General features: G+C 37.2%; 23 protein-coding genes. 16 read left to right on the forward strand and 7 right to left on the reverse strand.

Annotated features, from left to right (window positions below; genetic code table 11):
• The first annotated feature begins 154 nt into the window (after positions 1 to 154).
• From ABIL39_02780 to ABIL39_02850, 15 genes are all read left to right on the forward strand, one after another.
• Positions 155 to 556, forward strand: coding sequence for a hypothetical protein (locus ABIL39_02780; protein ID MEO0165042.1), 402 nt, complete (start codon positions 155 to 157; stop codon positions 554 to 556).
• A gap of 153 nt (positions 557 to 709) precedes the next feature.
• Positions 710 to 3,226, forward strand: a complete 2,517-nt coding sequence (locus tag ABIL39_02785; GenBank protein ID MEO0165043.1) for a beta-propeller fold lactonase family protein — start codon at positions 710 to 712, stop codon at positions 3,224 to 3,226.
• A 667-nt stretch (positions 3,227 to 3,893) separates the two neighbouring features.
• On the forward strand, positions 3,894 to 4,019 hold the full coding sequence (locus tag ABIL39_02790; protein ID MEO0165044.1) for a hypothetical protein: 126 nt from the start codon (positions 3,894 to 3,896) through the stop codon (positions 4,017 to 4,019).
• The gene (locus ABIL39_02795) at positions 3,991 to 4,206 is read left to right on the forward strand and encodes a hypothetical protein (GenBank protein MEO0165045.1); all 216 of its coding nucleotides are present in this window, start codon (positions 3,991 to 3,993) and stop codon (positions 4,204 to 4,206) included. The genes ABIL39_02790 and ABIL39_02795 overlap by 29 nt, the downstream gene beginning before the upstream one ends.
• A gap of 233 nt (positions 4,207 to 4,439) precedes the next feature.
• Positions 4,440 to 5,804 carry a radical SAM protein gene (locus ABIL39_02800; protein MEO0165046.1) on the forward strand — a complete coding sequence of 455 codons (1,365 nt, stop codon included), beginning with the start codon at positions 4,440 to 4,442 and terminating at the stop codon, positions 5,802 to 5,804.
• Positions 5,805 to 6,077: 273 nt separating this feature from the next.
• Positions 6,078 to 6,602, forward strand: coding sequence for a hypothetical protein (locus ABIL39_02805; protein ID MEO0165047.1), 525 nt, complete (start codon positions 6,078 to 6,080; stop codon positions 6,600 to 6,602).
• Positions 6,603 to 6,620: 18 nt separating this feature from the next.
• Positions 6,621 to 7,307 carry an ABC transporter ATP-binding protein gene (locus tag ABIL39_02810; protein MEO0165048.1) on the forward strand — a complete coding sequence of 229 codons (687 nt, stop codon included), beginning with the start codon at positions 6,621 to 6,623 and terminating at the stop codon, positions 7,305 to 7,307.
• A complete protein-coding gene (locus ABIL39_02815; GenBank protein ID MEO0165049.1) occupies positions 7,304 to 8,092 on the forward strand; it encodes a hypothetical protein in 789 nt (262 codons plus the stop codon). Before ABIL39_02810 ends, ABIL39_02815 begins: the two co-directional genes overlap by 4 nt.
• 335 nt (positions 8,093 to 8,427) lie before the next feature.
• Entirely contained in the window at positions 8,428 to 8,763 is a 336-nt protein-coding gene (locus ABIL39_02820) for a hypothetical protein (protein MEO0165050.1), read from the forward strand.
• On the forward strand, positions 8,738 to 10,528 hold the full coding sequence (locus ABIL39_02825) for an ABC transporter ATP-binding protein (protein ID MEO0165051.1): 1,791 nt from the start codon (positions 8,738 to 8,740) through the stop codon (positions 10,526 to 10,528). Before ABIL39_02820 ends, ABIL39_02825 begins: the two co-directional genes overlap by 26 nt.
• 244 nt (positions 10,529 to 10,772) lie before the next feature.
• Positions 10,773 to 10,928 carry a hypothetical protein gene (locus ABIL39_02830; GenBank protein ID MEO0165052.1) on the forward strand — a complete coding sequence of 52 codons (156 nt, stop codon included), beginning with the start codon at positions 10,773 to 10,775 and terminating at the stop codon, positions 10,926 to 10,928.
• An 8-nt stretch (positions 10,929 to 10,936) separates the two neighbouring features.
• The gene (locus tag ABIL39_02835; protein ID MEO0165053.1) at positions 10,937 to 11,290 is read left to right on the forward strand and encodes a hypothetical protein; all 354 of its coding nucleotides are present in this window, start codon (positions 10,937 to 10,939) and stop codon (positions 11,288 to 11,290) included.
• 66 nt (positions 11,291 to 11,356) lie between these two features.
• Complete coding sequence (locus ABIL39_02840) at positions 11,357 to 11,959, forward strand: hypothetical protein (GenBank protein ID MEO0165054.1); 603 nt, start codon at positions 11,357 to 11,359, stop codon at positions 11,957 to 11,959.
• 780 nt (positions 11,960 to 12,739) lie between these two features.
• Entirely contained in the window at positions 12,740 to 14,794 is a 2,055-nt protein-coding gene (locus ABIL39_02845; protein MEO0165055.1) for a CehA/McbA family metallohydrolase, read from the forward strand.
• A gap of 127 nt (positions 14,795 to 14,921) precedes the next feature.
• Entirely contained in the window at positions 14,922 to 15,965 is a 1,044-nt protein-coding gene (locus ABIL39_02850; protein MEO0165056.1) for a hypothetical protein, read from the forward strand.
• A 231-nt stretch (positions 15,966 to 16,196) separates the two neighbouring features.
• On the opposite strand, the gene ABIL39_02855 is transcribed toward ABIL39_02850, so the two are convergent.
• The 7 genes from ABIL39_02855 to ABIL39_02885 form a co-directional block, all read right to left on the reverse strand.
• Positions 16,197 to 18,266 carry an ABC transporter ATP-binding protein gene (locus tag ABIL39_02855; GenBank protein MEO0165057.1) on the reverse strand — a complete coding sequence of 690 codons (2,070 nt, stop codon included), beginning with the start codon at positions 18,264 to 18,266 and terminating at the stop codon, positions 16,197 to 16,199.
• The gene (locus tag ABIL39_02860; GenBank protein MEO0165058.1) at positions 18,263 to 20,074 is read right to left on the reverse strand and encodes an ABC transporter ATP-binding protein; all 1,812 of its coding nucleotides are present in this window, start codon (positions 20,072 to 20,074) and stop codon (positions 18,263 to 18,265) included. Before ABIL39_02860 ends, ABIL39_02855 begins: the two co-directional genes overlap by 4 nt.
• A gap of 1 nt (position 20,075) precedes the next feature.
• Positions 20,076 to 21,245 carry a right-handed parallel beta-helix repeat-containing protein gene (locus ABIL39_02865; protein ID MEO0165059.1) on the reverse strand — a complete coding sequence of 390 codons (1,170 nt, stop codon included), beginning with the start codon at positions 21,243 to 21,245 and terminating at the stop codon, positions 20,076 to 20,078.
• Between the two features lie 199 nt (positions 21,246 to 21,444).
• On the reverse strand, positions 21,445 to 22,854 hold the full coding sequence (locus tag ABIL39_02870) for a T9SS type A sorting domain-containing protein (protein ID MEO0165060.1): 1,410 nt from the start codon (positions 22,852 to 22,854) through the stop codon (positions 21,445 to 21,447).
• A 44-nt stretch (positions 22,855 to 22,898) separates the two neighbouring features.
• Positions 22,899 to 24,026, reverse strand: coding sequence for a T9SS type A sorting domain-containing protein (locus ABIL39_02875; protein ID MEO0165061.1), 1,128 nt, complete (start codon positions 24,024 to 24,026; stop codon positions 22,899 to 22,901).
• A complete protein-coding gene (locus tag ABIL39_02880; protein MEO0165062.1) occupies positions 23,950 to 24,567 on the reverse strand; it encodes a C25 family cysteine peptidase in 618 nt (205 codons plus the stop codon). Before ABIL39_02880 ends, ABIL39_02875 begins: the two co-directional genes overlap by 77 nt.
• Positions 24,568 to 24,648: 81 nt before the next feature.
• Entirely contained in the window at positions 24,649 to 25,323 is a 675-nt protein-coding gene (locus tag ABIL39_02885) for a C25 family peptidase propeptide domain-containing protein (GenBank protein ID MEO0165063.1), read from the reverse strand.
• A gap of 259 nt (positions 25,324 to 25,582) precedes the next feature.
• Here ABIL39_02885 and ABIL39_02890 point away from each other — a divergent pair, with 259 nt between their 5' ends.
• Positions 25,583 to 26,821: a hypothetical protein gene (locus ABIL39_02890; protein ID MEO0165064.1), complete on the forward strand. Its 1,239-nt coding sequence runs from the start codon at positions 25,583 to 25,585 to the stop codon at positions 26,819 to 26,821.

The raw sequence follows: 26,821 nt of genomic DNA on the forward strand, positions 1-26,821 counted from the left end.
GGGGCTTCCTTTTGTCATTCCGTGCTTGACACGGAATCCAGACAGATTGGAATCCATCCCGCAGCGAGAAGGGTCCTGGAAAAAGTCGTGCTCCTCGGGGACCGGGGTGGGTGTTGCTTTAATAAAAAATAAATAATAAACAATAGGAGGAACAATGAAGAAACTTCTAGTTGCCTTAATCCCGTCGCTGATTATTGTATGCTTTGTCGTATCGCTCACGCCAACACAGATAATTGCAGGAGATCGCAATAATTGGCTCTATGGTCACGTTCATTACAGTAATGGTAATGGTGTCGGTCCGGGCAAGCGAGTATATGTTTATGATAGTCCAGACCATTATCTCGGGTATGTTGAGACTAGGTCAGGCAACGAAGACAGTTGGTATAAATGGAGTTTTGATGCTCCATGTTACTTCTATAAAGTAAGATGCGGATTCTATGTCGGAACCACCTACTACTCGGGCGAAACCATAATTGACGATACACTTACAGCAGATAGACGGATTGATATAACAGTATATCCTGGTGGTGCGCCGCCTGATGGTGCTGGTTATTAAGAAGATAATCAAAAGGGGGCAGATAATTCCTGCCCCCTTCGCAAAAAAATACTACCAGTGGGATACCAAATATTCCAACCGTATTCTTACATCAGAAATTTATTCTTGACCTCACAGGAATTCTGCATACAATTGCTCTACCAAGGAGGTTGGATGGGTAAGTTGTCGCTTATAATATTAATAAGTTGTATTGCGCTTTGTACTGCTCAATGGTTGGAAAATACTATATATGTTCCAGATGAATTTAGCGGAGTTCTTTTTCCCAAGACTTTAGCATATAACGCAATAAACAACAAAGTATATGTCGCAGGACTTGCGGGCTATGCGGTTGTAGTAATTGATGGTATGACAGACTCAAAGATTGCAAGAATCAATACCGGCTCGCAGATTTTTGCCCTTTGCTGGAATTGGGTGAATAACAAAGTATACACGGCCAATTATACCAACCAAACCATAACCATAATTGATGGTCCAACAAATATGGTTATAACTGAAATTCCTGTGGGAAATCGTCGACCCTTGGCATTTACTTATAATGCTACGAATAATAAAATCTATTGCGCTAATGAAGGGGATTCTCCGATAATAAACGGAACGCTATCAATAATTGATGGGGCTTGCGATTCGTTAATAAGAAATATTTTGATCGGAAAAGGTCCGCAGCGTTTGGTCTGGAATGCAACAAATAATAAAGTCTATTGCACAAATTTTTACAGCGGTTTTGTATCGGTAATTGATGGAAATACTGATTCAGTAATTAAAACAATCGGTGTAGGCAGTTCGCCATCAGCAATCGTATGGAATGCTACCAACAATAAGGTGTACTGTACTAACAGAAATAGCAATACGGTCAGTGTTATTGATTGTGTAACGGATGCGGTTATCAAGACTATTCCTGTCGGAAATGGACCTGATGCATTATGCTGGAATGAGACGAATAACAGGATTTATTGTGCCAATAGTAATAGCAATACAGTATCGGTCATTGATTGCAATAGTGATTCAGTGATAGCGACGATAACAGTTGGAAGTGGACCCTGTGTTCTATTATGGAATCCAACCAATAATAAGGTTTATGCGGGTAGTAAGAATAGTGATTATGTGACGATAATTGATGGCGTAACGAATGCAGTGATTAGATTAATTCCGCTAAGTGATGACCCCACAGCTTTGTGTTATAATCCTGTAAACAATAAAGTCTATTGTGCGTATGGAGATATAGGAATGGTGTCGGAACCTTTTGAGGCGAGTAACGTTACAATTATTGATGGTTCAAGTGATTCAATTCTTACCGATATTGTTGTAGGCGTTAGACCATTTGCTTTGGTATGGAATGCAACGATGAATAAACTTTATTGTGCGAATGGCAATAGCAAGATAATGAGTGCTATTGATTGTGGAATTAATGCGGTGATAAAGAATATAATAGTGGATGGACCATTTCAGACTATCATTCCATATGGTCTGGTTTGGAATTCAACAAATAATAAAATATATTTTGCTAATTACCATGCAAACGCAGTGACAGTGATTGATTGTCTTACAGATTCAGTTATAACCAACATTTCTGTAGGGATTCACCCTAATGCTCTGGTTTGGAACTCAACCAACAATAAGATCTATTGTAGTAATGAAGGTAGTAATACGGTATCTGTTATTGATTGTGCAAGTGACACCGTAATAAAAAATATCGTCGTTGGCAATTATCCATATGCTCTAATATGGGTGACTCCAACAAACAAAATTTATAGCAGTGCAACTGGAGATTATTATATATCTGTAATTGATGGAACAAGTGATTCTCTGATAAAGAATATCGCTGTAGCAAGGCGACATGGAACTTTAGGTTGGAATCCCGTAAACAACAAAATCTATTGTGGAAATCTTGATAGTGGGTATGTTACAGTCATTGACGGTAATTACGATACTGTTCTTACAAGAATTGTAGTAGGTGGGAAACCCGACATCTTTGCCTATAATTGCAGCAATAATAAAATCTATTGGGGTGATGTTTGGGAAAGCAGAGTGATTATAATTGATGGTGCAGGCGATTCAGTGGTAACGACCTATGATTTAGAACCTTATAATAACCCGCTCCCAATGGTCTGGGATTCGATCAGTAACAAAATTTATGTTGCTGATGGTAGCAATGAGGTGTATGTGATTGATGGTTTAACAGATTCAATAATAGAAGTAATAACGGTTGGAGTTTGGCCCTGTGGTATTGCCTGGAACTTTATTCAAGGCAAAATTTATGTAGCAAATTTCTTTTCCTCCAGTATTTCGGTGATTGGTGATTTAGGAATAGAAGAAATTTCAAAATTGGATTTGAAGGACAAAATATTAGAGGTTTATCCGAATCCATTCAGGAATCACTGCTTGATTAAATTCCAAATCCCAAATCCCAATGACCAAACAAATTATAATTCCCAAATTCCAAACCATTTCGAAATCCGCAATCCGAAATCCGAAATGTCTTTAAAGATCTATGATGTTGCAGGTCGTGTTGTAAAATCCTTTAATCCTGAATCCGGTATCCTGAATCATGCATCAGGTATCATCTGGTCTGGTAATGATAATTCTGGTCGCAGACTCCCTGCAGGTGTTTATTTTGTGAGATTGGATACGGGTGGCTACTCATCAACAAAGAAGGTCATTTTGATAGAGTAGGCTTATTTACCAATCTTCCCAACCGCGATAGGAATAGCGCACCAATCCCAATTACCCTACCAGCATCCCAACCCGTAAACCAACAACCATTTTTTGTAGTGGTCAAGCTTGCTTGACAAAAAATCTGTAAAATGATTTCTAACTGCAATAGTGCATCAATCAACCATTGACATACTACTTTTTTTGGATACAATCACCATAGAGGTTTAAGATGGCCCCACAGGGTATAACAGCCCTGAATGGACCTCTTAAACCTTTTTTCTTTTACATAAAAATTTTTACTAAAGGAGCAAAGATGAAAAATAATACAAATTCAAATAGAAAACCATCTAATTCCAAAAGCTCTTATAGGGGGAGTATAAAGGGCTTAGTGAAAAGAGACTCCGATATTTAAGGGCTTACCGTCGGGGCAAGGTCTATAAACTACAAATCTCTGCCTGGCATAGCAAACATCCTGATTATTATAAACTTTACTATCGTCGGCGTATTCAGAAAGACCCGGATTATTTTAGAAGATACCGTGAGCAACATCAGGAGCAATTAAATGAATACTGGCGAAGATACCGAAGAAAAGAGCGATTGCGTAAGTATATGGAAAATGTTCATAACCAAAAACAGGGTGCTGAAAATTCAGAGTCTTTAGATAAAATTGGGCATAATGGTAATGATGAGACTGAATAAACGGATGAGGACGGATATACGGATGCAGGAGACACAGTATCGTTCCTTACGGAACTCGCAGTATCGCTTCGCTATACATCCTGGTGTGCTTGCAGGAAACGGCGTATTGTAGTGGTTCCGGTCCTGACCCCTGTGGGGCTTCCTTTTGTCATTCCGTGCTTGACACGGAATCCAGACAGATTGGAATCCATCCCGCAGCGAGAAGGGTCCTGGAAAAAGTCGTGCTCCTCGGGGACCGGGGTGGAATAAAATTGGATTTACTTTTTATCTTATTAATGATGGAGGAAAAATATGATTGAATTAGATTTTAAAGGATTGATAAATCTCATTTCTCCGGGGAACCCCAGCCCAAACGCTGGTTTTGGATGCGGAGATAATTGCAATGGCGTGATTTGTGGTGGAACTTGTCCCGGCGGTTTCTGTGGGTATAGTCAGTGTCCTGTAACCTAATGATATCGAACACCAAGGAAAACATCATAGTCCCCCACTTGTTAAGCACGTGGGGGACTATGATAGATAATATTCTACTATAATGGATGATAGATATTGTAAGTTAATTTTATTTAACAATTCAGACATAATTTTTTTACCGAATAGTTTTAGAATTTTTTCAAACCAACATAGTAACGATTATCAATCAGATTTAAAGAAACTTATCGATGAGGAAATTAGTTTAGAAGAATCTTACCTAAACCAGAACCACATTGAAAAATTTATTACCACTACACGATTCATACTCAATCGGTGTGTATTAGGAATAAGCAATGCTTGTAATTTTGCATGTAAATACTGCTATGCTGGGCATGGCAATTACGGTTCTGATGAGAGAACCATGGATTTTAGCGTTGTCAAGGAAACGATTGAAAAATTTTATAAGGCATTCACCGAAATAAACACGATTCAATTTTTTGGCGGGGAACCATTTTTAGCGTTTGAAACAATCACATATGCGTGTAATTATATAAGCATGCTTTATAAGAAAAACATTATAAAAAAAATGCCAAGATTTGGTATAACTACTAATGGCAGTATTCTTGATGATACTAAATTAAAAATCTTAAAGAAGTATGACATTGCGATAACTGTAAGTCTTGACGGATGGGCTGATATAAATAATAAACTTAGAAAATACAAAAATGGCTTGGAAACTTCAAATATAGTTGAACAAAATATTTATAGGTTGAAAAAAGAGAATATCAGAGTAGAAATCGAAGCAACTTACACCAACATCCATATTGAAGAAAATATCGGCGTTTTCGATATTCTTGAATATTTTTATAAGAAATTTGGCCCTATCTCAATTCACATACCTCCCGTTTCAGCTGGTGTAAATGAAAATTCATCGTGGCGTATATTTCCCAAAATGACTCAGAAATGTATAGAAAATTACAGAGAGGCTATTAATAAATCTTTTAAAACATGGATTGGAGACAACCAACCTGTAAGTTTCTCATTTTTAGATAGATATTTGCACGCTTTGTTGAAAAAAAATAAAATGCATTTACTCTGTCCAGCTTACCTCGATACTCTTGCAGTATGGTATAATGGTGACATTTACCCATGTTTTATGTTTTGGGGGAATAAATTTTTCAGAATTAGTAATGTTTTTGCTATTAAACCTGAAGAACTAATATATTTAAATTTTGACTATCTATATACCAAGTTAAAATACGAAAGTTGTAGATCTTGCTGGGCACGCTGGCTTTGCTCTTCATGTATTGGAGCAATATTAATGAGTCAAGGAAATCTGAATTATCCAAATCAATATTTATGCGAATTTAACAGAGCTATCATAGAAGAGGTTATACTTAACCTCGCCAAATTAAGGTTAGATGAATTTAGATGGAATACATTAATTGCGAATTTAGAACGACTAAAGAAAACTCATAAGTTATGAAGAAAAGATACCCATTGTCAATTTAAGAACATCGTCAGATGAGATGCTTGACTTAGTGATTACGCTTCGATATAATATAATTATGAAAATTAATGATCTCGTTGCTCATAGGCTTACAGTAGAATTCCGCTATCGTTATCCAAGTTTAAAATTTGACGAGAGCAATTATATGCTTCAAATGCGAGATTTTTGTCGAATCGTAAAATGAATTTGCTTTGCTCAGAGAAAAATCTGAAAAAAGTTATAATTTTTTATATTCTTTTGCATTGCATTGTGTTATTTATAGAAGATAGAATACGATATGTTCCAGAAGTTGTTTCACATTGGGAAGAGCGTGAGAGTGGTGAGTTATTTGTTAACTTTATTAAGAGTCTATGGCGGACGGGTTTGTCAGTAACTGTATCCCTAACAATATTCTGGATGTGGTTTTTTGCCAAATGGGGATATTTTATATCTCTTTTTGAAATGATAGGAGTTTTTAAGAAAGAAAAGATTATATTAATTTCCTTATTAAATTCGCTTGTTCCAGTTTATACTTTGATTTTTTTGAAATTTATCTTTATTATCTTTTTCAACAAGAACTTTGTATCTAATGGGCTTTTACTATTAAATCCAGGAAATCCCTTACTTAAGTTTCTTTTAAGTTCAATCGAAATTTTCAAGATATTTGAATATATGCTATTATACATAATCCTTAGACAAAAAATAAAAATAAATTCTTTTTACTTGATTCTTTCATTCATACCACCATTCTTTGGGGAAAATCTGATTAGTTTTACTTTAGCAAAAGGTGGATAGATGCTGGAGATAAGAAATTTGTGGAAATATTATAAAAAGAATAAGTGGATATTAAAAGGATTAAATTTTGACATCCATAAAGGCGAGATTGTGGCATTTTTAGGACATAATGGTGCTGGGAAAACGACAACGATGAAATGTATAATGAATTTGGTTTTTCCCCAGAAGGGTTCAGTTAAAATATTTGGGATAGAAAATAAAAATCCGGATTTTAAAAAATATATTGGCTACCTACCCGAAAACGCATTTTTACCGCCCTACTATAAAGTAAAAGAAGTAATAAAAATTGCTTGTACTCTACGAGGAATAAAATGGAGCAATTTAGAAGGAGAAATATCAAAATTAATAGAATACTTTGAACTAATTGATTACAACGATAAATATATAGGGAGTCTTTCAAAAGGAACATTACAGAAGGTATCTCTGATTGTTTCCATAATTTCTTCAAGCCACCTATATTTGTGGGATGAACCAACACAAAATCTTGATCCTATAATCAGAAAAAAACTCAGCGACTTCATACAAGAATCAGCAAAAAACGGAAAATCATTTCTTATTTCTTCCCATATCCTGACGGAAGTTGAGAAGATAGCCACAAGGGTAATGATAATAAAACAAGGAGAGTTGATAATAAATGAAAGAATTGATAATATATTAAAGACTGGCAAAACCCTTGAAGAGATTTATTTGGAGGTCCATAATTGAAGCGGGTCGTAATTAAAGACACAATTATGGAACTATGGCGCGGGAATATTTCTTACGTCATTCTAACCATTATGGCAATCGGATTAATTCAGTCAATTTCTGCAACATATGCATTTAAGGAAATACAATGGGTTAAATCAATAGAAATAATAAATGTGAAGAAGTACGCTTACATGGGCAGTCTTTTTTTATTCTCTTTTATATGGAAAGGGATAGTAATTTCTGTATTAGGTTCCTTCGCTTTTTCAAAATATTCTTTTTCGGATAAACTATCTTTTTTGTATTTACCTCTTAAACGAAGTACCTACTTAGCCCTAAGGGCATTAGGATTTGTATTATTCATTTCAATTTTCTTTATTGTCTGGAATATTACTCTAACACTTTCAACAATTCCTTTAAAAACATTATCCACCATTGAAGTTCTCATTTTTTCAGTGATTGGTGATCTACTCTTTTTCCTCTTTTTATCTGTGCCGCTATTTTTTGGTCTTCATCTTCCGCCCATTTCGGCAAGTTTTGCATCACTAATATTATTTTTTATAGGAACAGCGCATTTACTTTTGACTCCTTTCGTAAACCTTCAAATATCACCCAGGTTAGAGAAACTGTTAACTCAATTTCCTAATGTGATAAGTTTAGTTATGTATTTCCCGGCAAGGTATTTTAATGTCCCTCTTGGTTTATACGATCTCTATCCGTCTCTTAAATCACTTGCACTGTATTTAATGCAATTTATTGCCTTTTTAGTTCTTTTCATATTAGGGCAAAAAAATATTGAGTTATGAATTTCATTAAATTATTTCGTTATGAGTTCATCTCTTATTTCCGCAGGTGGCGCATTATTATTAATTTACCCATTCTACTATTTTTTAGTTTGATTTTTAGACATAATACTACTGCGCCTAAATTTAATATCTCATTCTTTAGTAGTATATTTATTTATTTAGTTACATTTTTGAATTTAGATATAATGTGGGATTTTTTTAATAAGAAGTATGAATTTCCTTTCTTAATTCATTTTCCTTTTAAAAGAAAGGAAATTTTCATCGCAAAGTGGGTTTCGCTTTTATTTTATTTCGGTTTATTCTTATTATTGTTTCTTATCACCACACAATTTCGGATGAGAAGAATATTTATTGAACCCTTTATTTACACTTTCCTTGAGTTAATTATATTTTTGAACATCATAACGATATTCTCATTTTCCCGGACATTATATCTCCCTTTATTTGCTTTTATATTCTTTAATGTTGTCGCTATTTTATTAAGAGCCAATCTGTTTTCTTACAATGGTTATTTTAGAAAAGTATACATCATTATCGGACTTTTATTGCCGCCATTGAATAGCCTTATTATACATTCGCTTTCTATATTTGATGTCTTTTCTTTGGCAATATATGTTTTTTTATTATTCATATTGGCAATATATTATGTTGAGAGATACGAATTTTCCTGACAGAAATAGTCTTTTTCATTTTGATGCCGATACCTTTTTGCTTCAACGAATACCTTTCTGGAGATTTATAAAATTTCTCGTCCCCTACTGGCGTAAGGGGCTTTTTGCCTTTATTTTTATGCTTCTATCAGTAGGACTACAACTCCCAATGCCATTTTTGACGAGGTTTCTTATTGATAAGGTAATCGTTCTTAAAAGTTTTCAATTACTGAATATTATCGGGCTTGTCTTGATTGGCGTTCTTTTTATATATGCGGTCTCAACATTCTTACAGAGTTTCTTATTAACTACTTTCCGTGGACGAGTCTTGTTTGATATAAGACTAAAATTATTTGAGCACATACAAAAATTATCACTAACATTCTTCCATAAAGAAGAGACCGGTTATCTAATGTCCCGATTGAGTGATGATGTCAATGCAGTTCAGGGATTGCTTGCGGATACATTGGTCTCCGCAGGACAGAATATCTTGACTTTTATCGCTGGTGTTGGTTGCACGCTATATATCCATCCCAAACTTGCTTTAATCTGCTTTTTGATTCTGCCATTTTATCTACTGTCATTAATGGTATTTAATAAGAGAATTAGAAATATGAGTTATGAGGTGAGGGAAAGGTATGCCTTATTGAATAAAAACCTACAGGAATTATTATCCGGGGTCTCGGTGATTAAGGCATTTACTGGAGAAAAGCGAGCAACGATAAAGATGGTTAAAAAGATAAGTGAGGCAATCCGTAAGGAGGTCAGGTTAGATATTACTGCCACGATTGCCTCTATCTCTTCGGCATTAATCTCTGCGGCAGGGCCGATTGTCTTAATCTGGTATGGTTGTGCAGAGATAATGAGGGGGAATTTAACGGTTGGTAGTTTGATTGCATTCAATTCTTTTATTGGCTATCTATTTGGACCAACGAGAAATTTGTATAATTTAAATCTTAATGTTCAACGCTCACTGACAGCAGTAGAAAGAATTTTTGAAATGCTTGATTTAGCACCTGAAAAAGACGGCAAAAAAGAGATTGAGATAAAAGAGGGCAGGGTTATATTTGAAAATGTCTCTTTTTCTTATAATGGGGCTGAGGAAGTATTAAAAGATATTTCATTTGAGGTAAACCCTGGTGAGATAGTTGCGATTGTGGGTCGAAGCGGTGTCGGTAAGACAACATTAGTCTCTTTACTTCCAAGATTCTTTGAGCCAGAAAGGGGGAGGATATTGATTGATGGTGAGGATATAAAAGATGTAAGATTAAAATCATTAAGGGGTCAAATTGGTATATGCTCACAGGATGTATTTTTATTTTCAGATACAATAAGGGAGAATATAAAATTTGGCAATCCCGAGGCAAAAGATGGTGCGATAGAAAATGCGGCAAGGTTGGCTTACGCAGATGAATTTATTAAAAACTTGCCGCAAGGATATGAAACAAAGGTAGGTGAGCGTGGTGTTAATCTTTCTGGTGGTGAGCGACAGCGGATTGCAATAGCGCGGGCTTTAATAAAAAATCCCAAGATTTTAATTCTTGATGAGGCGACTTCACAATTGGATTCAGAATCAGAAAAGGCGATTCAAGAGGCATTAAAGAACTTATTAGAAAACCGCACCACTTTTATCATTACCCATAGATTATCAACAATTCGAAATGCGGATAAGATTTTGGTTTTAGATGAAGGCAAGATTGCTAGTATTGGAAGGCATGAAGAATTGTATAGTACCTGTGCGGTTTATAGACATCTTTATGATGAGCAATTTTTGAAACAAGATTAATGACGTAAAATATATTTAAAAGTTAATGTATTTCTTAAGACTTGCAATAAATTCAATAGAGGCAGTTTCTCACCACCCTGTTGTTTAGACAGGCATGGTTATTGGTCTTTGGGCATGTCAGCCTGTAATAATAAAAATTTATTTCCATCCCGCAGCGAGAAGGGTCCTGGAAAAAGTCGTGCTCCTCGGGGACCGGGGTGGGTGTTGACAAAAATCATGAAGTGTATAAAATAAGGAGGTTATTATGGCGAACAAAATAAAAACTTTGCTGTGTCTATATACAGTGGTGATGCTGGGATTTGCTGGCACATACTATTTCATAAAAGAAGGTGACGTCGGCAACCCAACACAATCACCGAATGCACCAGGTCCACAGCCTGTAGAATATAAGTTGGTTTAGGGGGCAGTGTGGATGCAGGTACTGTAGAAGGTTACTCTTACGCTTCCTGGATTACAACATACACCAAAAATAATAGTAAATATGCTGAAGGTGGTTCAAGGACCGGCAGAACATGGGTTCCAGGGAAGTTATTCTTGATGGCACGCAATGCATGCTTGTGGGATGATAATCCAAATATCATATTCCCAAGAGTACTCTTTAAACCCGACTCTACATACCATCCGGCGTGGGGTTATAATACTCAGTGGACTATAATAAGGCAATATCCTACAGGGACAACTGCGAGATGGCAACAAAAGGGGTGGCATAAGTACAGTGTCGATCAAACTCCGTATGTGACGAATGTAGTAAAACAGTATTAGTTTAATGGCAGAAGGAGGAAGGGATATTAAACCTTCCTCCTTCTGCACAGTAAAAAGGAGTGAAAAATGAAAAAAACGAATATAAAATGCATTACATTAATAGCCATTACAATCACACTGGTTTCCGCTGAACAAAGTGTGGAAGTAGGGATTAAGATAACCAGATTTGCAACCCATTGTGTTACTTATTATTCAGAAGGATACTGGAATGTGGACTGGTGGTATGAGCCATATTGGGGGTTCAACATTGAAGTGCTTGCAGGGCTGGTAAAAAATTTGTATCTTAGATTTGAAATGATTGAGGCGCGTAAGTATACAGGTAATGGTGGAACAGGATTTAACATATTCTATGACCTGGCTACAGATATCGAATATTTTATTCCTATCGGTCGCAAAATTTCCCCTTTAGTATATGCTGGAATAAAATATAAGCGATATGATAATAAACCATTTAATGACCCAAGAAATGGACATATTCATCATGAATATTATCTTGGGAGTGGTATTACTTATAGATTGAACAAGCAGAGCAAGATTATTTTAGAAATCCAGTTGTTCAATGATTTTACGATCTGGCGTGAATTTGCTCCAACGGATATGCTTTATGGAGGTTCGGGTCGAACAATTGGTTTTGGACGGGCAAATTTAGGTTATAGAATTAAACTATAGCAACAGAAGATGGCACTTCTGGTGCTATTATTTTAGCAAACCACCCAACCCTGTGTTGAATTAGGATGCAAATTTACAAAATTTAATACTACTTTTGTCACAGAACGGCGGTGCTTTAAAATATGGATTTTAGAGAACTGTTTAGGTACGAATGCTGAAGGTCTACTTTGTTTTTTTTCAACAATTTATATTGCCGCTTGGAACTTATTGAACTCCGCAAATATGTATACACAGGTGAAATTCAGTGTGTAGCATTATCAAATCTCGCTATGAATCTGAAGTATCAAATACCAATTAGATACCGCGTGAAACCTTTCGTATATTGTGGAATTAAATATGGGCATCTTTTTATCACGTCCAACCTGATACTTTTTTGGATATATTTAATCATGAATTCCATTTTGGTTATGGCCTAACATGCCAATTAGGGCTTAAATTCAAAATTGTCTTTGAAAGTCAGTTATACAGTGATAATAAATGGTGGTGGACAGATAGTTTAGGAATAACTCACCATCGTATTCAAACCTGGGGTTTTGAAAAATTAAGTTTGGGTTTAAGATATAAATTTATCACTTTATGAGAGAATATTCCAAACCAATATTCGCAACATTTGTGTCCAGTATTTGCAGAATCGGCTTTTAGTCGCAATAAAATTGAATATCGGAACATCTACGAAGACTGAAAATTTGTGTATTGACAGAATCCATTTAATATATAGAATTTTACAGCATTATGGACATAATTTAATTTCTAAAAAAGGTATGTTATAAAGGAGGTTTTATGGCGGTCTTTATAAATGTTATGGGAATTATCTATTTAGCAGTCGGTCTCTTACCCCTTGAGACTGATAAAGTATTAATGAAAGGCACTGGAAAAATTGAAGAAAGCGGAAGTTATACTATCCAATTCTCTCTTCCTGAAACAAAGAATGGCTTATTTCTTAACATTGAGGAATTACCTTCATTTAAGGTTTATATAAATGGTTCATTTTTTTCTGAATTCCACAATCAAAATAGAGTGACGCTCAATTTGAATGCAGTAAAACATACTCTGGAAAAAGTCAATAGAATAGAAATCCAAGCTTCTGTAAATACTCCTGATTTTTATTATCTCTTATGGCAGTCTGATTTTAACTGGCATTTTGGAACCTTGCATATCCATACAACATACTCTGATGGTGTTCATACCGTATCAGAACTTCTGCATCTCGTGAATAACGAAGGCGGAAATTTTTGTGCTATCACTGACCATGATACACTGGGAGCGTGTTATGATACTGCCTTTCATAGAACAGGAAATTGTGAGCCAATAAGAGGCACCGAATGGACGACCGACTCTGGTCATGCAAATATTTTAGGACCTGAAGGTGCAAACACTTTTTATCATGGTTCAATCTTTCAAATGATTGACGATGCTACATATCGCGGTGGTTTAGTGCAAATAAACCATCCCTGTGACGATGAACTTGGAATGGGCTGGGACCGGTATCCGATTTTGGACCCAGGTATTGATGTAATTGAAATATTCAATAATTTCACCTGGTTTCCTGAAAAAAAATACCGTAGTGATCCAGAGGCTGTAGCCTGGTGGCAGCAGTTATTATGCGGTGGAAAAAGAATCGCAGGTGTTGGGAATTCTGATTATCACGGCAATATTCCTGGAGAACACCCACTGACATCTCATTCTGCTGTCTTTGCCCGTTCAAACCATCCTGATACAATATTGAAGGCATTGAAATTAGGCAGAGTGATGGCTTGTGATGAAATGGATGACTCCAGATTGTATATTTATGCGGACACGAATAATAACAATGTTATGGACCTGATTATGGGAGAGAATGTTTCAATCAAAACTGGCAGTAAAACAATTAAATTTAGACTTGAGGTTGACGACGCCGACCCCTTTGACAGAGTTCTGGTATTTTCAAAAGAAGGTGAAATTTATAGTCATACAATTATTTTTGGTGGTGATTACGATTACGAATGGCAGAGAACTTACACTGCCAATGACACAAATTTTATGCGTGTGGAGTTAAGAAGTGTTGTAGGTGATTATGAATACTGCACAAATCCCATTTATGTTAATTATCCTGATTATGAATTAGGTCCCTGTAATTTAGCTATTAAGCCTATATTTCCTGAGACCACATATGTTAATACTGATACAAATTTGAGTTTCTGGTTGGGCAATACAGGTCTTGTTTCGCCTTATAGGTTTGGAATACTATCAGCAGTGGATACACTTGAGTTTGATATTATCGGATGGCAGGGGACTGGTCCGGGCATTGGCGAGGTTATACACACACCTAATCTTTCTGGTTATGAGATAATTGAATGGCGAGGTGGCTACCCTTATTCTGTCCGTCTTGCTCCGCGTGATTCTTTCAATTATTGGTTAAGAATAAGAGCAAAGAAAGAAGGGTATGGCAAGATTTATTCTCGGAGTTGGGCTGATGATAGATTGTTCATAATAGAAAAGGAGCCGGTGTCTGGATTTTTTGGTCCTGATGGTCAATACTGGAAGGTTGATTCTATGTATGTGAAACCAGGAGGCGGTATAAAGGAAGAATTTTCAATATCCCATCATAGTTCACCAATCTTTTCCTGCCAACCCAATCCTGCCAAAGATAGGGTGCAAATTCTCCTGCCTGAAGAGTTAATAAAAAGCAAAAAATTCTCATTAAAAATATATGATGTGCAGGGAAGTCTTGTATATGATTTTCCCACAAACATTGAACCTGTATGGAATTTGAATAAAGTAAAAAGTGGGGTCTATTTTATAGTCCTAAAAACAGGTTCTGCAGAAATAGTTAAAAAAATAGTTATAATCAACTAAAAAGTGGTTTGATTGTGTAGAAAAGGCTATTAATTTAATTTCTCCTCTTTCTTTCCTATATTGTGATTGCCTTATTCTCCACTTGACAGCAAAAAATCTTGTATAAACTCTAACCAGGGAGGTTTAAATGAGTAAACATTTTCTAAAAACCTTCATTTTTCTACTGATTGTAGTCTTCATAAACTCTGCACAATCGCAAACCCAAAAACAGAATTTACACACTAAGATTGCATCATTAAAATTCATTTCACCGGATGAACTTGTTGATAATCTTCTAAAACAAAGACAATTGGATGATAATTATATTCTTAAAACAAAACAGGGTGATGTCAAACTTCTTGTCAATAACTCAACAAATCAATTATTGCTCACCGGAGACTCAATTTCGATTTCTGAAGCAAAAAATATGATTGAATTTTTAGATGTGGCACCAAGGCAGATTGTGGTCGAAGCCAAAATAGTAGAACTCAATAATTCAAGAATGAAGGAATTGGGTTTTGATTGGCAGAAATTTTTGGATAACACAAGAATTAGCGAGCAACTATTAGTTGATGCATATCAAGTGAAAAGGCAATATCAGGGTAACGAAGCAGAAGAAAAAAGCATTCATACTGCGTTAAACGGCTTTATCCAGCATACCATATCTATTGGTGACCTATTAAAAATTATTCAGGAAAATGACATTGGCAAAATAACGAATACACCACAAATAGTTACGATCAACAACAAGACCGGTATTCTATTAGATGGTTCACGGGTGACCTATGTAGCACGCTATTCAAGTTATGCTAATATCTATGAAACTTCGGAATTGAATGCTGGTCTTTATCTTGAAGTAACCCCTTCTTTAGGTGATAATGACTACTTAAGACTTGATGTAAAAGCAAAAATCACGAGCCTGGGTGAGGTTATTGGTGGGAGTCCGAGCGAACTTGGACAGCAAGTTCAAAACACGGTAATAGTAAAGAATGGTCAGGAATTCCTGCTGGGCAGTTTTAAGAAAACAGAAAAAGTGAAAATAAAGAGAAAAACTCCGATTCTCGGCACAATATTGCCATTTCTATTCTCACGCACATATGAGGTTGATACCGCTAAGGATTTTCTGGTTATATTAAAACCGATTGTCGTTGACCTTAATCCACCGGTACCACCGAAAATAGAAGAAAAATAAACTATATTACGCAAGCCGATTTAATTAAACGACTAAACAACGCATCAGCAAGCTGGTGCACTCCAGTTCTACTCTTCATCCACAAGTTGATGTACTCCATTTTGCAGAGCAATCTCTGCCACTACAGTACTTTAACTTTAATCCTCATATTCTTTTTTTGCGTTTTCTGCAAGTGGAACGATACTGCAAGACCCGACACCGTCGGGGCGATACTGCATTTCCTGCGATTATTTACTGCATTGCCTGCAATTGATAAAGGTGATAATATACACCCTTCTTTGCCAGCAACTCTTGATGGGTTCCGACTTCTTTTATCTCTCCTTTATGTAGGACATATATCCTATCCACATCCTTTATTGTGCTCAATCGGTGGGCAATGATTATTGCAGTCCTGCCTGTAATCAATTTCTTCAATCCATCCTGGATATACTGCTCGGTCTCCGCATCAATGCTTGCTGTTGCCTCATCCAGAATCAAGATTTTCGGATTGAATGCTAAAACCCTTGCAAATGAGAGCAACTGGCGCTCGCCAGTAGAGAGTGTCACTCCCCTTTCCATCACCATTTCGTCATACTTATGGGGAAACCGGTCAATGAATTTATCCGCATTGATATATGCGGCAATTTCCTTTACCCGGTCATCCTCAATCGGTAGATTCAATCGGATGTTTGATTTTATATCACCGGAAAACAAGAATACATCCTGCATCACCACACCAATCTTTGAACGTAGTGATTCAAGTTTTATATCCCTGATATCAACACCATCAATCAATATTCTTCCCTTTTGTATCTCATAAAGCCTGGAGAGCAAACTTATTATTGAAGTCTTGCCTGCACCTGTTGGACCCACAAATGCTACTTTCTCACCGGGTTTGATCTTGAAGCTCACATTTTTTAAAACCCATTCTTTCTCATCATAACTGAACCAAACATTCTGAAATTCAATCTCGCCTTTGACCTCAGTCAGTTCTTTAGCACCAGGCAATGAAGTTATCTTTATCTCTTCATCAAGCAACTGGAATATCCTTTCACTTGATGCCATTGCGGATTGTAGTATTGTATAAGATTCGGTCAATTCCCTTATCGGTCTGAAGAACATCTCTACATAGGTCAAGAATGCCACAAGAATACCGAGCGAAAGATTGCCGGTGATTACCCTTCCTCCACCATAATACAGAACAAGCCCTATCCCCAGCGAACTTATAACTTCAATCAGCGGTCTGAAGAATGACATAAGTGTAACTTCTTTTAAATTTGCTGATAGATATTCCCGATTAATCACATCAAACTTTTGCTGGCTCTCTTTCTCATTTGCAAATACCTTTATCACCCGCATACCTGAAATATTTTCCTGTAATGTCGCATTCAACCGGGCAAGTTTCCGGCGCACAAGGCGATAAATCTCTCGGGCTCTAATCCTGAAGTATGAAGTCAATACTACAACCAGGGGCACGACAATAAATGTAATCAGGGCAAGTCTGATATTTATCGCAATTAGAATAACAACAATTCCAATTAATAGTAATATATCCCTTGAGAGTGTTGCAAAGACACTCGTCAACGCCTCATTTATCGCCTCAACATCGTTTGTTGCACGGGTAACGAGCCTGCCCACCGGATTATGGTCAAAAAATGCAAGGTCTAAATCCTGGAGTTTCTGGAAGACCTTCATTCTCAACGAATGCATAAAGAGTTGGCCGGCATATTGCATCAGATAGAGATGGCTAAAATTGACAATTACGCCTAAAAAGATAATGGCAAGAAAGATAAGTGCCATTCTAAACACGCCGTTCAAATCATTCTTTCTAATTTTCAGCAAATCCAATGAATTTATCTTTGCAAATTTATCATAGGGTGCAATTATCAAATTTTCATATTGTTCAAAGACTTCGGGATTATTACTTATCAACGATTGGGCATCTTTATCAATCTCATTTTTATATAAGTAATAATATCGTTCTTTTGATAGAAGATTTTCTTTCTGCCATTTGTGAACGGTGTCGGGTGAGACTTTGGAGAGTTGGGATTGGGTTATGAAATAAAGATTCTCACCAAGTTTCGGCAATTTTTTATCGTATTCAACATAAAGTTTGTATCCGGTCTTGGTTATATATCTATCAATCGTAAATCTCATAATATTGGGAAAGACGAGTTCAACGAGGGCAGCAATGATTAGAAGGACAAAAGAAATGATAAGATATTTGAGGTAAGGTTTGAGTAACCCCAGTAATCGGGCAATCAGTCTTCGGTCAAATACCCTGCCGAGATCTTTTTCTTCAGTATGGAATTCGTGTATCATTTAGACACCGTCCTACTTCCACCCTCACCTTTATCCTCTCCCTTCAAGGGAGAGGACAGGTGAGGGGCTGATATCTTCTCCAGTCTCATCTCAAGTTGCTGGGTTTTATAAATACTATAGTACAGACCACGCTGTTTGATCAATTCCTGATGGGTTCCTCTTTCCACAATCTTACCCTCATCAAGCACAACAATCAACTTTGCCTCTTTTATCGCAAAAAGTCGATGGGAGATAACTATTGTCGTGCGATTTGCCATTTCTGATTTTAGATTTTTCACAATCTTCTGTTCGGTATTTGCATCTACCGCAGAAAACGCATCATCAAGAATCAAAATCGGTCGCTTAAGAATCAGTGCCCGTGCCAGGGCAATCCTTTGTTTCTGCCCACCACTCAAGGTAATACCCCTCTCCCCCACAATCGTCTCAAACTTATCCGGAAATTCCATTATCTCATCATAGATTTCGGCAATCTTTGCCACATTCTCTACTTCCTGCAAACTCGCCTTTTGATTACCAAACAGGATATTATCTTTTATTGACTCAGAAAATAAAAATGTATCCTGAGGAACAAAGGCAATATTCTTACGCAGTTCATCAATTTTGTATTCTTTTATATCAATGCCATTGAGCAGAATTACACCATGCTGTGGTTCATAAAGTCTTAACAACAAATGGACAAGACTTGATTTTCCAGAACCAATCGGACCGGTGATGCCGATGAAAGAACCCGGTTCTATAACAAGATTGATATTACTCAATGCAGGTTTTTCTTTACCAGAATAGGTAAAAGTTATATCTCTAAATTCGATCTTCGCTTCGGCATTAGTTATTGAATGAGTGCCGCTTTTTATCGTTGGCTGTGTCCTGAATATCCGGTTCAGCCTTCCCTGGGATGCAGCACCACGCTGGAACATATTTATCGCCCTGCCGATCGCCATCATCGGCCAGACCAGCATTTGTAAATAGACCATAAATGCAACAAAAGAACCCACTGAGATTGCACCGATAATCACATATCTACCACCCAGTCCTAAAACAATCACCTCGCCAATACCTGCCAATCCCATTATAATTGGAAAGAATAATGCAAGTATCTTCCATAACTTCATATTCTTATCCACATAATCCTGGCTTACTTTTTTAAATTTTTCTATTTCAGCATCTTCCTGGACGAATAATTTTACTACCCTGATTCCAGAAAGGTTCTCACGCACCCGTTCGGTGAGGTCAGAAAAAGACGCCTGCACTTTTTCAAACAGCCTATGGATGAAACGGCCAAAATAAGTAGAGAAAAACGCAATAAATGGAAATGGTAAAAGTGAATATAGCGTAAGGCGTGGACTGATCAGAATCATCATCACCAATGAGGCAATACCCAATGCAAATATATCAACTAAAATAACCAGTCCAAAGCCGATGGACATTCTTATTGCATTTATGTCATTCACCGCATGCGCCATTAAATCACCGGTCTTATGGGTATCAAAGAAACTTGTATCAAGGGTTGTCAAATGGTTATAAAAATCTTCTCGTAGTTCTTTTTCAATTCTTCGTGCCGAGCCGATGAGTAGATAGCGCCACCAGAATCTACCAAATGCAATGCCGATCGCTATCACCATTATCAAAAAGAAATAATGACCAAGCAAATTAGGTGTTGCCCTACCCTGGGCAAGGGCATCTATCGCCAGTTTTAAAACCCTCGGAACGAATAACTGCAAAAGGTCAATTATGACAAGGGCAATAACGCCGATTAGAATCTGCCACGAGTATTTTTTGAAGTATTTTTTTAGAGCAAGCAATTCACGCATATTATTCTATTTTCTTTGCCCTTGGTCCACCATATATTCCCATATCTGAACGCGAACCATCCAAATCAATAATCAATGTATCACCCGCATCAATACAGGGCGAGTCTTTCTTCAAGATAAAGGTCATTCCATCAAATTTCGGGTCAACAGAGATATTCCCATTGCTACCAGTCTGGTCATCCATTCCCTGATAATTCCCTGCTTTGTTATTCCAGAAATTATTAAATCTGATGGGGAATTTTTCTGAGACCCCATTCATCCAGGCACCGACACAGGGGCATACCCATTCTTCTTTCCAACCATTCTCAGCAACGATATTGTTTTCAAAAATACCGGTCGCATTTGAATCCCATACCGCAAATCCACAATTGCCATTATGATAAATCACATTATTCACAACCTTCATATATGAACTGCCGGTGGCAATGATCCCCCAGCCTAAATTGTCATATACCGCATTATTCATCACCACCGCACTTGAATTTCCAAAACAACCTATCCCTTTCCAGTATTCAGAGATAAAATTGCGATAGACCAAGGCATTCGCATCCCAGGTTATCCCGATCCCTGCACCCCTGCCTTTTTTAATAATATTATCAGTTATTACTGCACTCGCCCCACGATAAAGGGCAATTCCATCCCAGGTGTTGTTATAGATATAACAATTACGGATATAAATCTCTGCCCCTTCCCTGCCGAATATGCCACCAATCCCAACGACCACCGTATCAATTCTATGGGTATTATCAATCACTGCCACATTATCAATGAGTACCTTACTATTTTTGACCACAATCCCGGCATCGGTCGCATTGCCATCAGGGCTCCTTCTGCCACCGGTTATGGTGAGATTTGAAAGATAGACACTTTCGCAGTCTTCAAAAAGTAAGCCATAACCCGCATTTGTGACCAAGACAGTGCTATCCCGTTTTTCACCGATTATTACCAGCGATTTACTTTTAATATGAAATCCAGCCGTGGTTTTTACTTCGGTCAAAGGCTCGACACAATTCCCACATATCTTTTCTATATATGGTTCTGCCCGGGCACTAAAAACTCCTTTTTTAATAAAAACTGTATCTTTGGTCTTTGCACCCATAAAGACCGAATCAAGATTCATATCAGGTATAACCGTAATAAAATCGCTTATTAAAATCAATAATATCAACATATTTTTAAGTTTCTGGTAATTATATCCAGATTTTAAATTTAAGCAATACGGGTCAGAAAATTAATCCTACCTCACGACTTGTCCATTTTTGAATAAAAAAATAATCTTAGGACAGGCTTTCTTATAGACGGTTATTATCGTAATTATGGATTATCTTTCAATTAAATCCGAATCTCATGCTTTCCGCTATTGGTGTATATTATTTTACAAGAATGAATTTTTTTGAAACTTGTTTATTATTCTGTCTGATAACAAGAAAATAGATACCACCAGAAAGGTTAGTTAAGTTTAATATCTTCCGATAATTTCCTGACTCACTTTCGCCAATCTTTATTGATTTTCTCGTTGCACCTGTTATATCATATACTATAAGTTCAGCATCACAACCATTTCTGAGATTGTATTCAATGCTTAACAACCCGTATGAAACGCTCGGATAGACCTTCATATTTAACCCTGCATCCTGCATCGTGTATCTTGTACCCACTTCTTCTATTCCTACAAGCCCGCGCCAAGCGTGCTTGAAAAATCCCGTAATAAATGAATCACACGAATATGCCGCATGGATGGTATTATATTTGTCCATCTCCAAGCCGAGGTCACAAGTAAATACCCCGTCTGATGAATCACAAAGCAAACTCACATGCCATGTGATATCTTTATAATAGTAGATGGCTTTTGACTGCATCGCTGGCTTAACGGCAATATGGGGACGATCATAATTATCCAGTTCAAGCGCTATCCTCACACCTACCCAGCCAATAGTCAAAAGTGTATCTATATGCCAGGTTGAACCATCCCACCACCTATACTCAAGGTCACCACCTGCATCATATGCAAGATGGGGATATTGGTCTTTATCAAGTTCAAAATCCAAGGATGGCGCACTTAAATCAATATACTCTATCCACTTCATTACCCAGTTATTAAGACTATCATAAGTGTATATCTTTAAGGAGTTAACCCCATAACCAATCTGCTCCCTGAATGCAATATGCGGTATATTGTGTTTGTCAAATTTTAATGTCGGACTCCAATCACGGGAATCTGACTGTCCATTATACTCTACCGTTGATATCTCCCAGATGACGCCATTATAATGGGCATATTTGATATACTGCGCCTCTATGGAATCATGTTGAATATAGGCAATGCCCGGCAATCCCAGGGTATCAAGGGCAATAGAACTCTTAATATCAGTCCAACCCGGGAATCTATACCAAATTGTGTCAATGACCGAAATATGCCAGCCATTATAATCCCGAAATGCATAACACAAAAGGGTATATTGGGAATTCTGGTCATTTACCCGGTAATAACTCATATGGGGAATGTTATTGTTATCGTAGATGAGTGAATATCCAAAACTAACAGAGAATCCGCTATCAGCAATTTCCTTTTGCCATTCATTTTCAAGCCGGCGTGCATAAAAAATCTTGTGTATAGCATCGTCGCAATAAACAACACCAGGAATACCACTGGTATCAAGTGCCAGAGAGTTAAAAACAGCAAAGTTACTTGGCGAACTCACTGTATCAATCACTTCTCTTTCCCACATAGCCTGTCCAGACCCCAATACAAAGATAAAGAATATCAAACATTTTTTCATCTTAACTCCTTTATGAAGAGCGGCAATGGCATTTTGTTTTTCATTTATTTTGTAATAATAATTTTTCTGCTCACTTTTTCTTTACCCTGTGTAAGGACAAGAAAGTAAATGCCACTTGTCAAATTTTTTAAATCTATTCGCTGTGTGTAATAACCAGGGAAAGATACCTTTTGATTGCATTCCCACACGCATGCACCGATTGAGTTATAAATTGAGATTGAAATATTATTTTGAATCGGAACCCTGTATTTTATTGTTATATTATCCTTAATCACGGTTGGTAACTCGGTAATACCGAGGGTCGCAGGAATAATCTCTTGTGCATCCGAACTCTGTTCACCACCAGGCCAACCAACCTGGCAGGTAGTCCTGGAAGGTAAATACTGAATATAATCATCGCTAAGATTATGAGAGCGGGTGACCGTTACTTTTAGTATCCCTACTGTCTGAGGTGTAATATTAAAGGTAACCAATCCGGTAAGATCAGTGTAACCAATCAGATAAATATCCCCAGGCTTATTCAAGCAAACCTTGGCAAAAGGAACAGGACTGTTTGTTATAGCATCCCTAACCCGAACTCTAAATCGTGTTTGTTGTCCTACTGGAATCTGGATGGGATGAAAAACAATAAGATTACGCGGTGTATTCGTCCAGACTTCTGTATACGGTGAGCCAAAGAGGTTATGGGAATAGCAGACATACCGGTATCGCCATAGATACAACCAATTAGTATCCGGCAAAAGACTCTTTGAAAGCGCTTCTGCAATACCTAATCTGGAAAACGCATTATCATTAAATGGACTATTGTTCTGGGTAAACAAAACATCATAAAAGCTATGCTGAATTGCATGAGATGGTCCGACATCAGCATAGTCTAACTGACCATCCCTTGTATTACCAAGATAAGCACAGGCCCCTTTGTCTGCATAGGTATCGACAAAACCATCCGCAATACAGGTGTCAGTAATCAGCAAATCCCCGTGAGCAAGTGTGTCATAAGCACCATTCCAGCAACTTATTGAATAACAAACAAAATACTTATTGTAATTATTCAATTCATTCAAACCAGCATGGCCATTTGGTGTCTGGAGATAACTATAGATATAGGAGCGAGGCTGAGGCCATCTGGAAGCAAACAGATTCACATCGCCATGGCAATCTATCAATACCATATCCTGAATTGAATTCATTTATCACCACAGAGGCATATTGGTCTTCACAATTACGATGGGAAAAATAGGACGGAAACTCATTATAAGCAAAACCCTCACCTACTTCATGATTATAGATCCATAAGGCAGTTATAAGATTATCTGGTTGGAAACCCGGTGCAATCTCATAGTTCAGTGCCTTGCATACCCAGTTGGTAACCTCATTGGGACAACACGCAGGAATTCTACCGACAAAGACCTCAGGGAATCGATCAGCCTGATCCTGACTCAATTCACCCCACACATAATCACCGTCTACATCCCAGTTTCCGGTAAGGTCAGAATAGTACATATCACAGGGAATAGAATCAGACACTGGGATAGGCTCGCCAGGATTTTTATCCGTAGATGTTGCATATCTCACCGGTAAAAATTCAGCATCTCCCCCGAGGATGAAATAAGTTCCACCCCATTCCATATAACAGTATTTTATGTAATTGCGAATCCTTTCAGCATTATCGCAACCTGAAAAATGCTCATATATCCATTCTGGTGTGACCATTACAGTTGGCAATCCCTGGTCAACAAGCCAATCAGCCTAAGGTTGGAAATAAGGTTTGAACCACTCGGGCGTAATTATCACTCATGGTGCGAAATTGCTCGTCATTAATGCGGACTCATCAACCAATGTTGGTCTCATGTAATAAGCAGAAATTTCGTAATCATTTACAACAACTTTTGCGAGTGCTTGGTCATAGACCAACTGTTCATACCTTCCCCTGACTTGCGGTCTTAATTCCGGTAGCGCATTTGGACCAAAAGAAAATTCAAAACTGATTTGCCTTGCAAGAAAAAGTCGTTTTGTCTTTGGACGATATTGGAGTGGTTTTACTTCCACCGTAATGATCCGCGCACCATCCATAATTCCACTACCAATAATGCTAATAAATTTACCAGGAAAGAGACTATCAGAATTGTAGATCAAAGTATCAGGGGGAACCCAGGGTACAGATTCACCAATGGCCCGCGGCGATTGCGTAGGATAAATATAGTACTCACTAGGGATCTGAACGAGTTGGAACTGGGAAACAATTATAGAATCAGCCTTTGCATTGGGTGGAATGATGTAATTAAGATAGACTGCGGGTAACTCAGGTGTCCCGGGTTTACAGCAAAGGCTGAACTTAGGTGCACTTATCCGGTCAAACCCATTCTCTTTATAAAAAGAAAATTCACCAGGAGAGTAATCAAACGTATACCCCCCCCATACAAGAATGACCGGTGCACTGCTTAGTAACAGTATTTTTAAGACTTTCATCTATACCTCCTTACATCCTTTGCCTTTGCCGCTTTTAATTCTAATTATAATAAAAATTTTCAAGATGTCAAGAATACACTCTTTCTGCCGAGCAGACAAAGTTGATTTTTGAAAATTGCTTTAGATGGAAAAATGCTTCATTTTTCACCCACAAATAGTTTAATATTGCCGTTAAGTGAACTGTCATAATAACAAATATTATTATTTTATTGACATTATACTAATTTTGTGTAATATACCTTATTAAAATGGAGGCACAATGCTGAAAGATTTAGAGTATCTGGCACTTACCACTTTATTAATCTTTCCCCTATTTGCCCAGGTTGCTGATAGCTTGACCGAAATAGAGTCACCTCGGGTCTTTATTGATTGTGAATGGATAGACATGGATTTCATCAAACAAGAAATTCCCTATGTGAATTATGTGATTGAACGTAAAGATGCGGATATTTATATATTGATAACAAAAAGGGCAACCGCAGGGGAAGGAACAGAATATAGTATCTATTTTACGGGTCAACAGAATTACTCCGGAATGGCTGATACCCTGCAGTATATTGCGTTGATATCCGATTCGGATGATACAATCCGAAGAGAAATTACAAAAAGATTGAAATTAGGCCTTGTCCGTTATCTTGCCCGAACACCCATCGGTGAGAAATTACAGATATTAGTTCCAGAAAAAAAGATTACATTAAAACCCAAAGACCCCTGGCACAACTGGGTATTCAGTATCAGTCTTAACGGTTATTTTAGCGGACAGCAAAAATATAATTTCAATAATCTATATTCCACATTCTCGGCAAATAAAGTGCTGGAAGAATGGAAGATTCTCAATTACCTGAGTTATTATTACACAAAAAACATTTACAAATTGAACGATACCACAACGATTATCAATGAGTCAAAAAGTTATGATGGCTCAACAAACCTTGTCATCAGTCTGGGTGACCATTTTTCTGCAGGTTATTATCTGTCTTTCTACTCTTCAACCTACGAAAATGTTCTGATAAGCAGTGGCGTTGCACCGGCGGTTGAGTATAACATCTATCCTTACCGAGAATCCTCAACACGAAAATTAACGATCCTTTATGATATTGGATATGTCTATTATGAATATTATGATACAACGATATTCAATAAACTCCAAGAAAAGTTATTCAAAGAATCAGCCTCGATAGAAACCAACATTATTCAAAAATGGGGCTCAATCAATCTCCGTCTAAAGGGTTCCCATTATTTCCACGATTTCAAAAAAAATCGCCTGACACTGTTTACCGATATCTCCCTTCCCATTGTTAAAGGTTTGTCATTCAAGGTCTATTCCTATGTCTCAATGATTCACGACCAGTTATCGTTGCCTAAGAAAGAATTGACTGAAGAAGAAATCATCCTGCAGAAAAGATTACTTGCGACCCAATATTCTTATTATGCATCAATTGGTCTCTCTTACACATTCGGCTCAATATACAGCAATATCGTGAATCCCAGATTTTGA

This window comes from candidate division WOR-3 bacterium (assembly GCA_039802205.1).
In the GTDB taxonomy this organism is placed as follows: domain Bacteria; phylum Hydrothermota; class Tepidihabitantia; order SM23-42; family JAOAFX01; genus JAOAFX01.

What these genes read in the sequence shown, in the direction of transcription:
- ABIL39_02780 (MEO0165042.1), top strand. Translation starts at nt 155, where the DNA reads ATGAAGAAACTTCTAGTTGCCTTAATCCCGTCGCTGATTATTGTATGC.
- ABIL39_02785 (MEO0165043.1), top strand. Translation starts at nt 710, where the DNA reads ATGGGTAAGTTGTCGCTTATAATATTAATAAGTTGTATTGCGCTTTGT.
- ABIL39_02790 (MEO0165044.1), top strand. Translation starts at nt 3,894, where the DNA reads ATGAGACTGAATAAACGGATGAGGACGGATATACGGATGCAGGAGACA.
- ABIL39_02800 (MEO0165046.1), top strand. Translation starts at nt 4,440, where the DNA reads ATGGATGATAGATATTGTAAGTTAATTTTATTTAACAATTCAGACATA.
- ABIL39_02820 (MEO0165050.1), top strand. Translation starts at nt 8,428, where the DNA reads ATGAGAAGAATATTTATTGAACCCTTTATTTACACTTTCCTTGAGTTA.
- ABIL39_02825 (MEO0165051.1), top strand. Translation starts at nt 8,738, where the DNA reads ATGTTGAGAGATACGAATTTTCCTGACAGAAATAGTCTTTTTCATTTT.
- ABIL39_02830 (MEO0165052.1), top strand. Translation starts at nt 10,773, where the DNA reads ATGGCGAACAAAATAAAAACTTTGCTGTGTCTATATACAGTGGTGATG.
- ABIL39_02840 (MEO0165054.1), top strand. Translation starts at nt 11,357, where the DNA reads ATGAAAAAAACGAATATAAAATGCATTACATTAATAGCCATTACAATC.
- ABIL39_02845 (MEO0165055.1), top strand. Translation starts at nt 12,740, where the DNA reads ATGGCGGTCTTTATAAATGTTATGGGAATTATCTATTTAGCAGTCGGT.
- ABIL39_02850 (MEO0165056.1), top strand. Translation starts at nt 14,922, where the DNA reads ATGAGTAAACATTTTCTAAAAACCTTCATTTTTCTACTGATTGTAGTC.
- ABIL39_02855 (MEO0165057.1), bottom strand. Translation starts at nt 18,266, where the DNA reads ATGATACACGAATTCCATACTGAAGAAAAAGATCTCGGCAGGGTATTT.
- ABIL39_02860 (MEO0165058.1), bottom strand. Translation starts at nt 20,074, where the DNA reads ATGCGTGAATTGCTTGCTCTAAAAAAATACTTCAAAAAATACTCGTGG.
- ABIL39_02865 (MEO0165059.1), bottom strand. Translation starts at nt 21,245, where the DNA reads ATGTTGATATTATTGATTTTAATAAGCGATTTTATTACGGTTATACCT.
- ABIL39_02870 (MEO0165060.1), bottom strand. Translation starts at nt 22,854, where the DNA reads ATGAAAAAATGTTTGATATTCTTTATCTTTGTATTGGGGTCTGGACAG.
- ABIL39_02875 (MEO0165061.1), bottom strand. Translation starts at nt 24,026, where the DNA reads ATGGTATTGATAGATTGCCATGGCGATGTGAATCTGTTTGCTTCCAGA.
- ABIL39_02880 (MEO0165062.1), bottom strand. Translation starts at nt 24,567, where the DNA reads ATGGTCACACCAGAATGGATATATGAGCATTTTTCAGGTTGCGATAAT.
- ABIL39_02885 (MEO0165063.1), bottom strand. Translation starts at nt 25,323, where the DNA reads ATGAAAGTCTTAAAAATACTGTTACTAAGCAGTGCACCGGTCATTCTT.
- ABIL39_02890 (MEO0165064.1), top strand. Translation starts at nt 25,583, where the DNA reads ATGCTGAAAGATTTAGAGTATCTGGCACTTACCACTTTATTAATCTTT.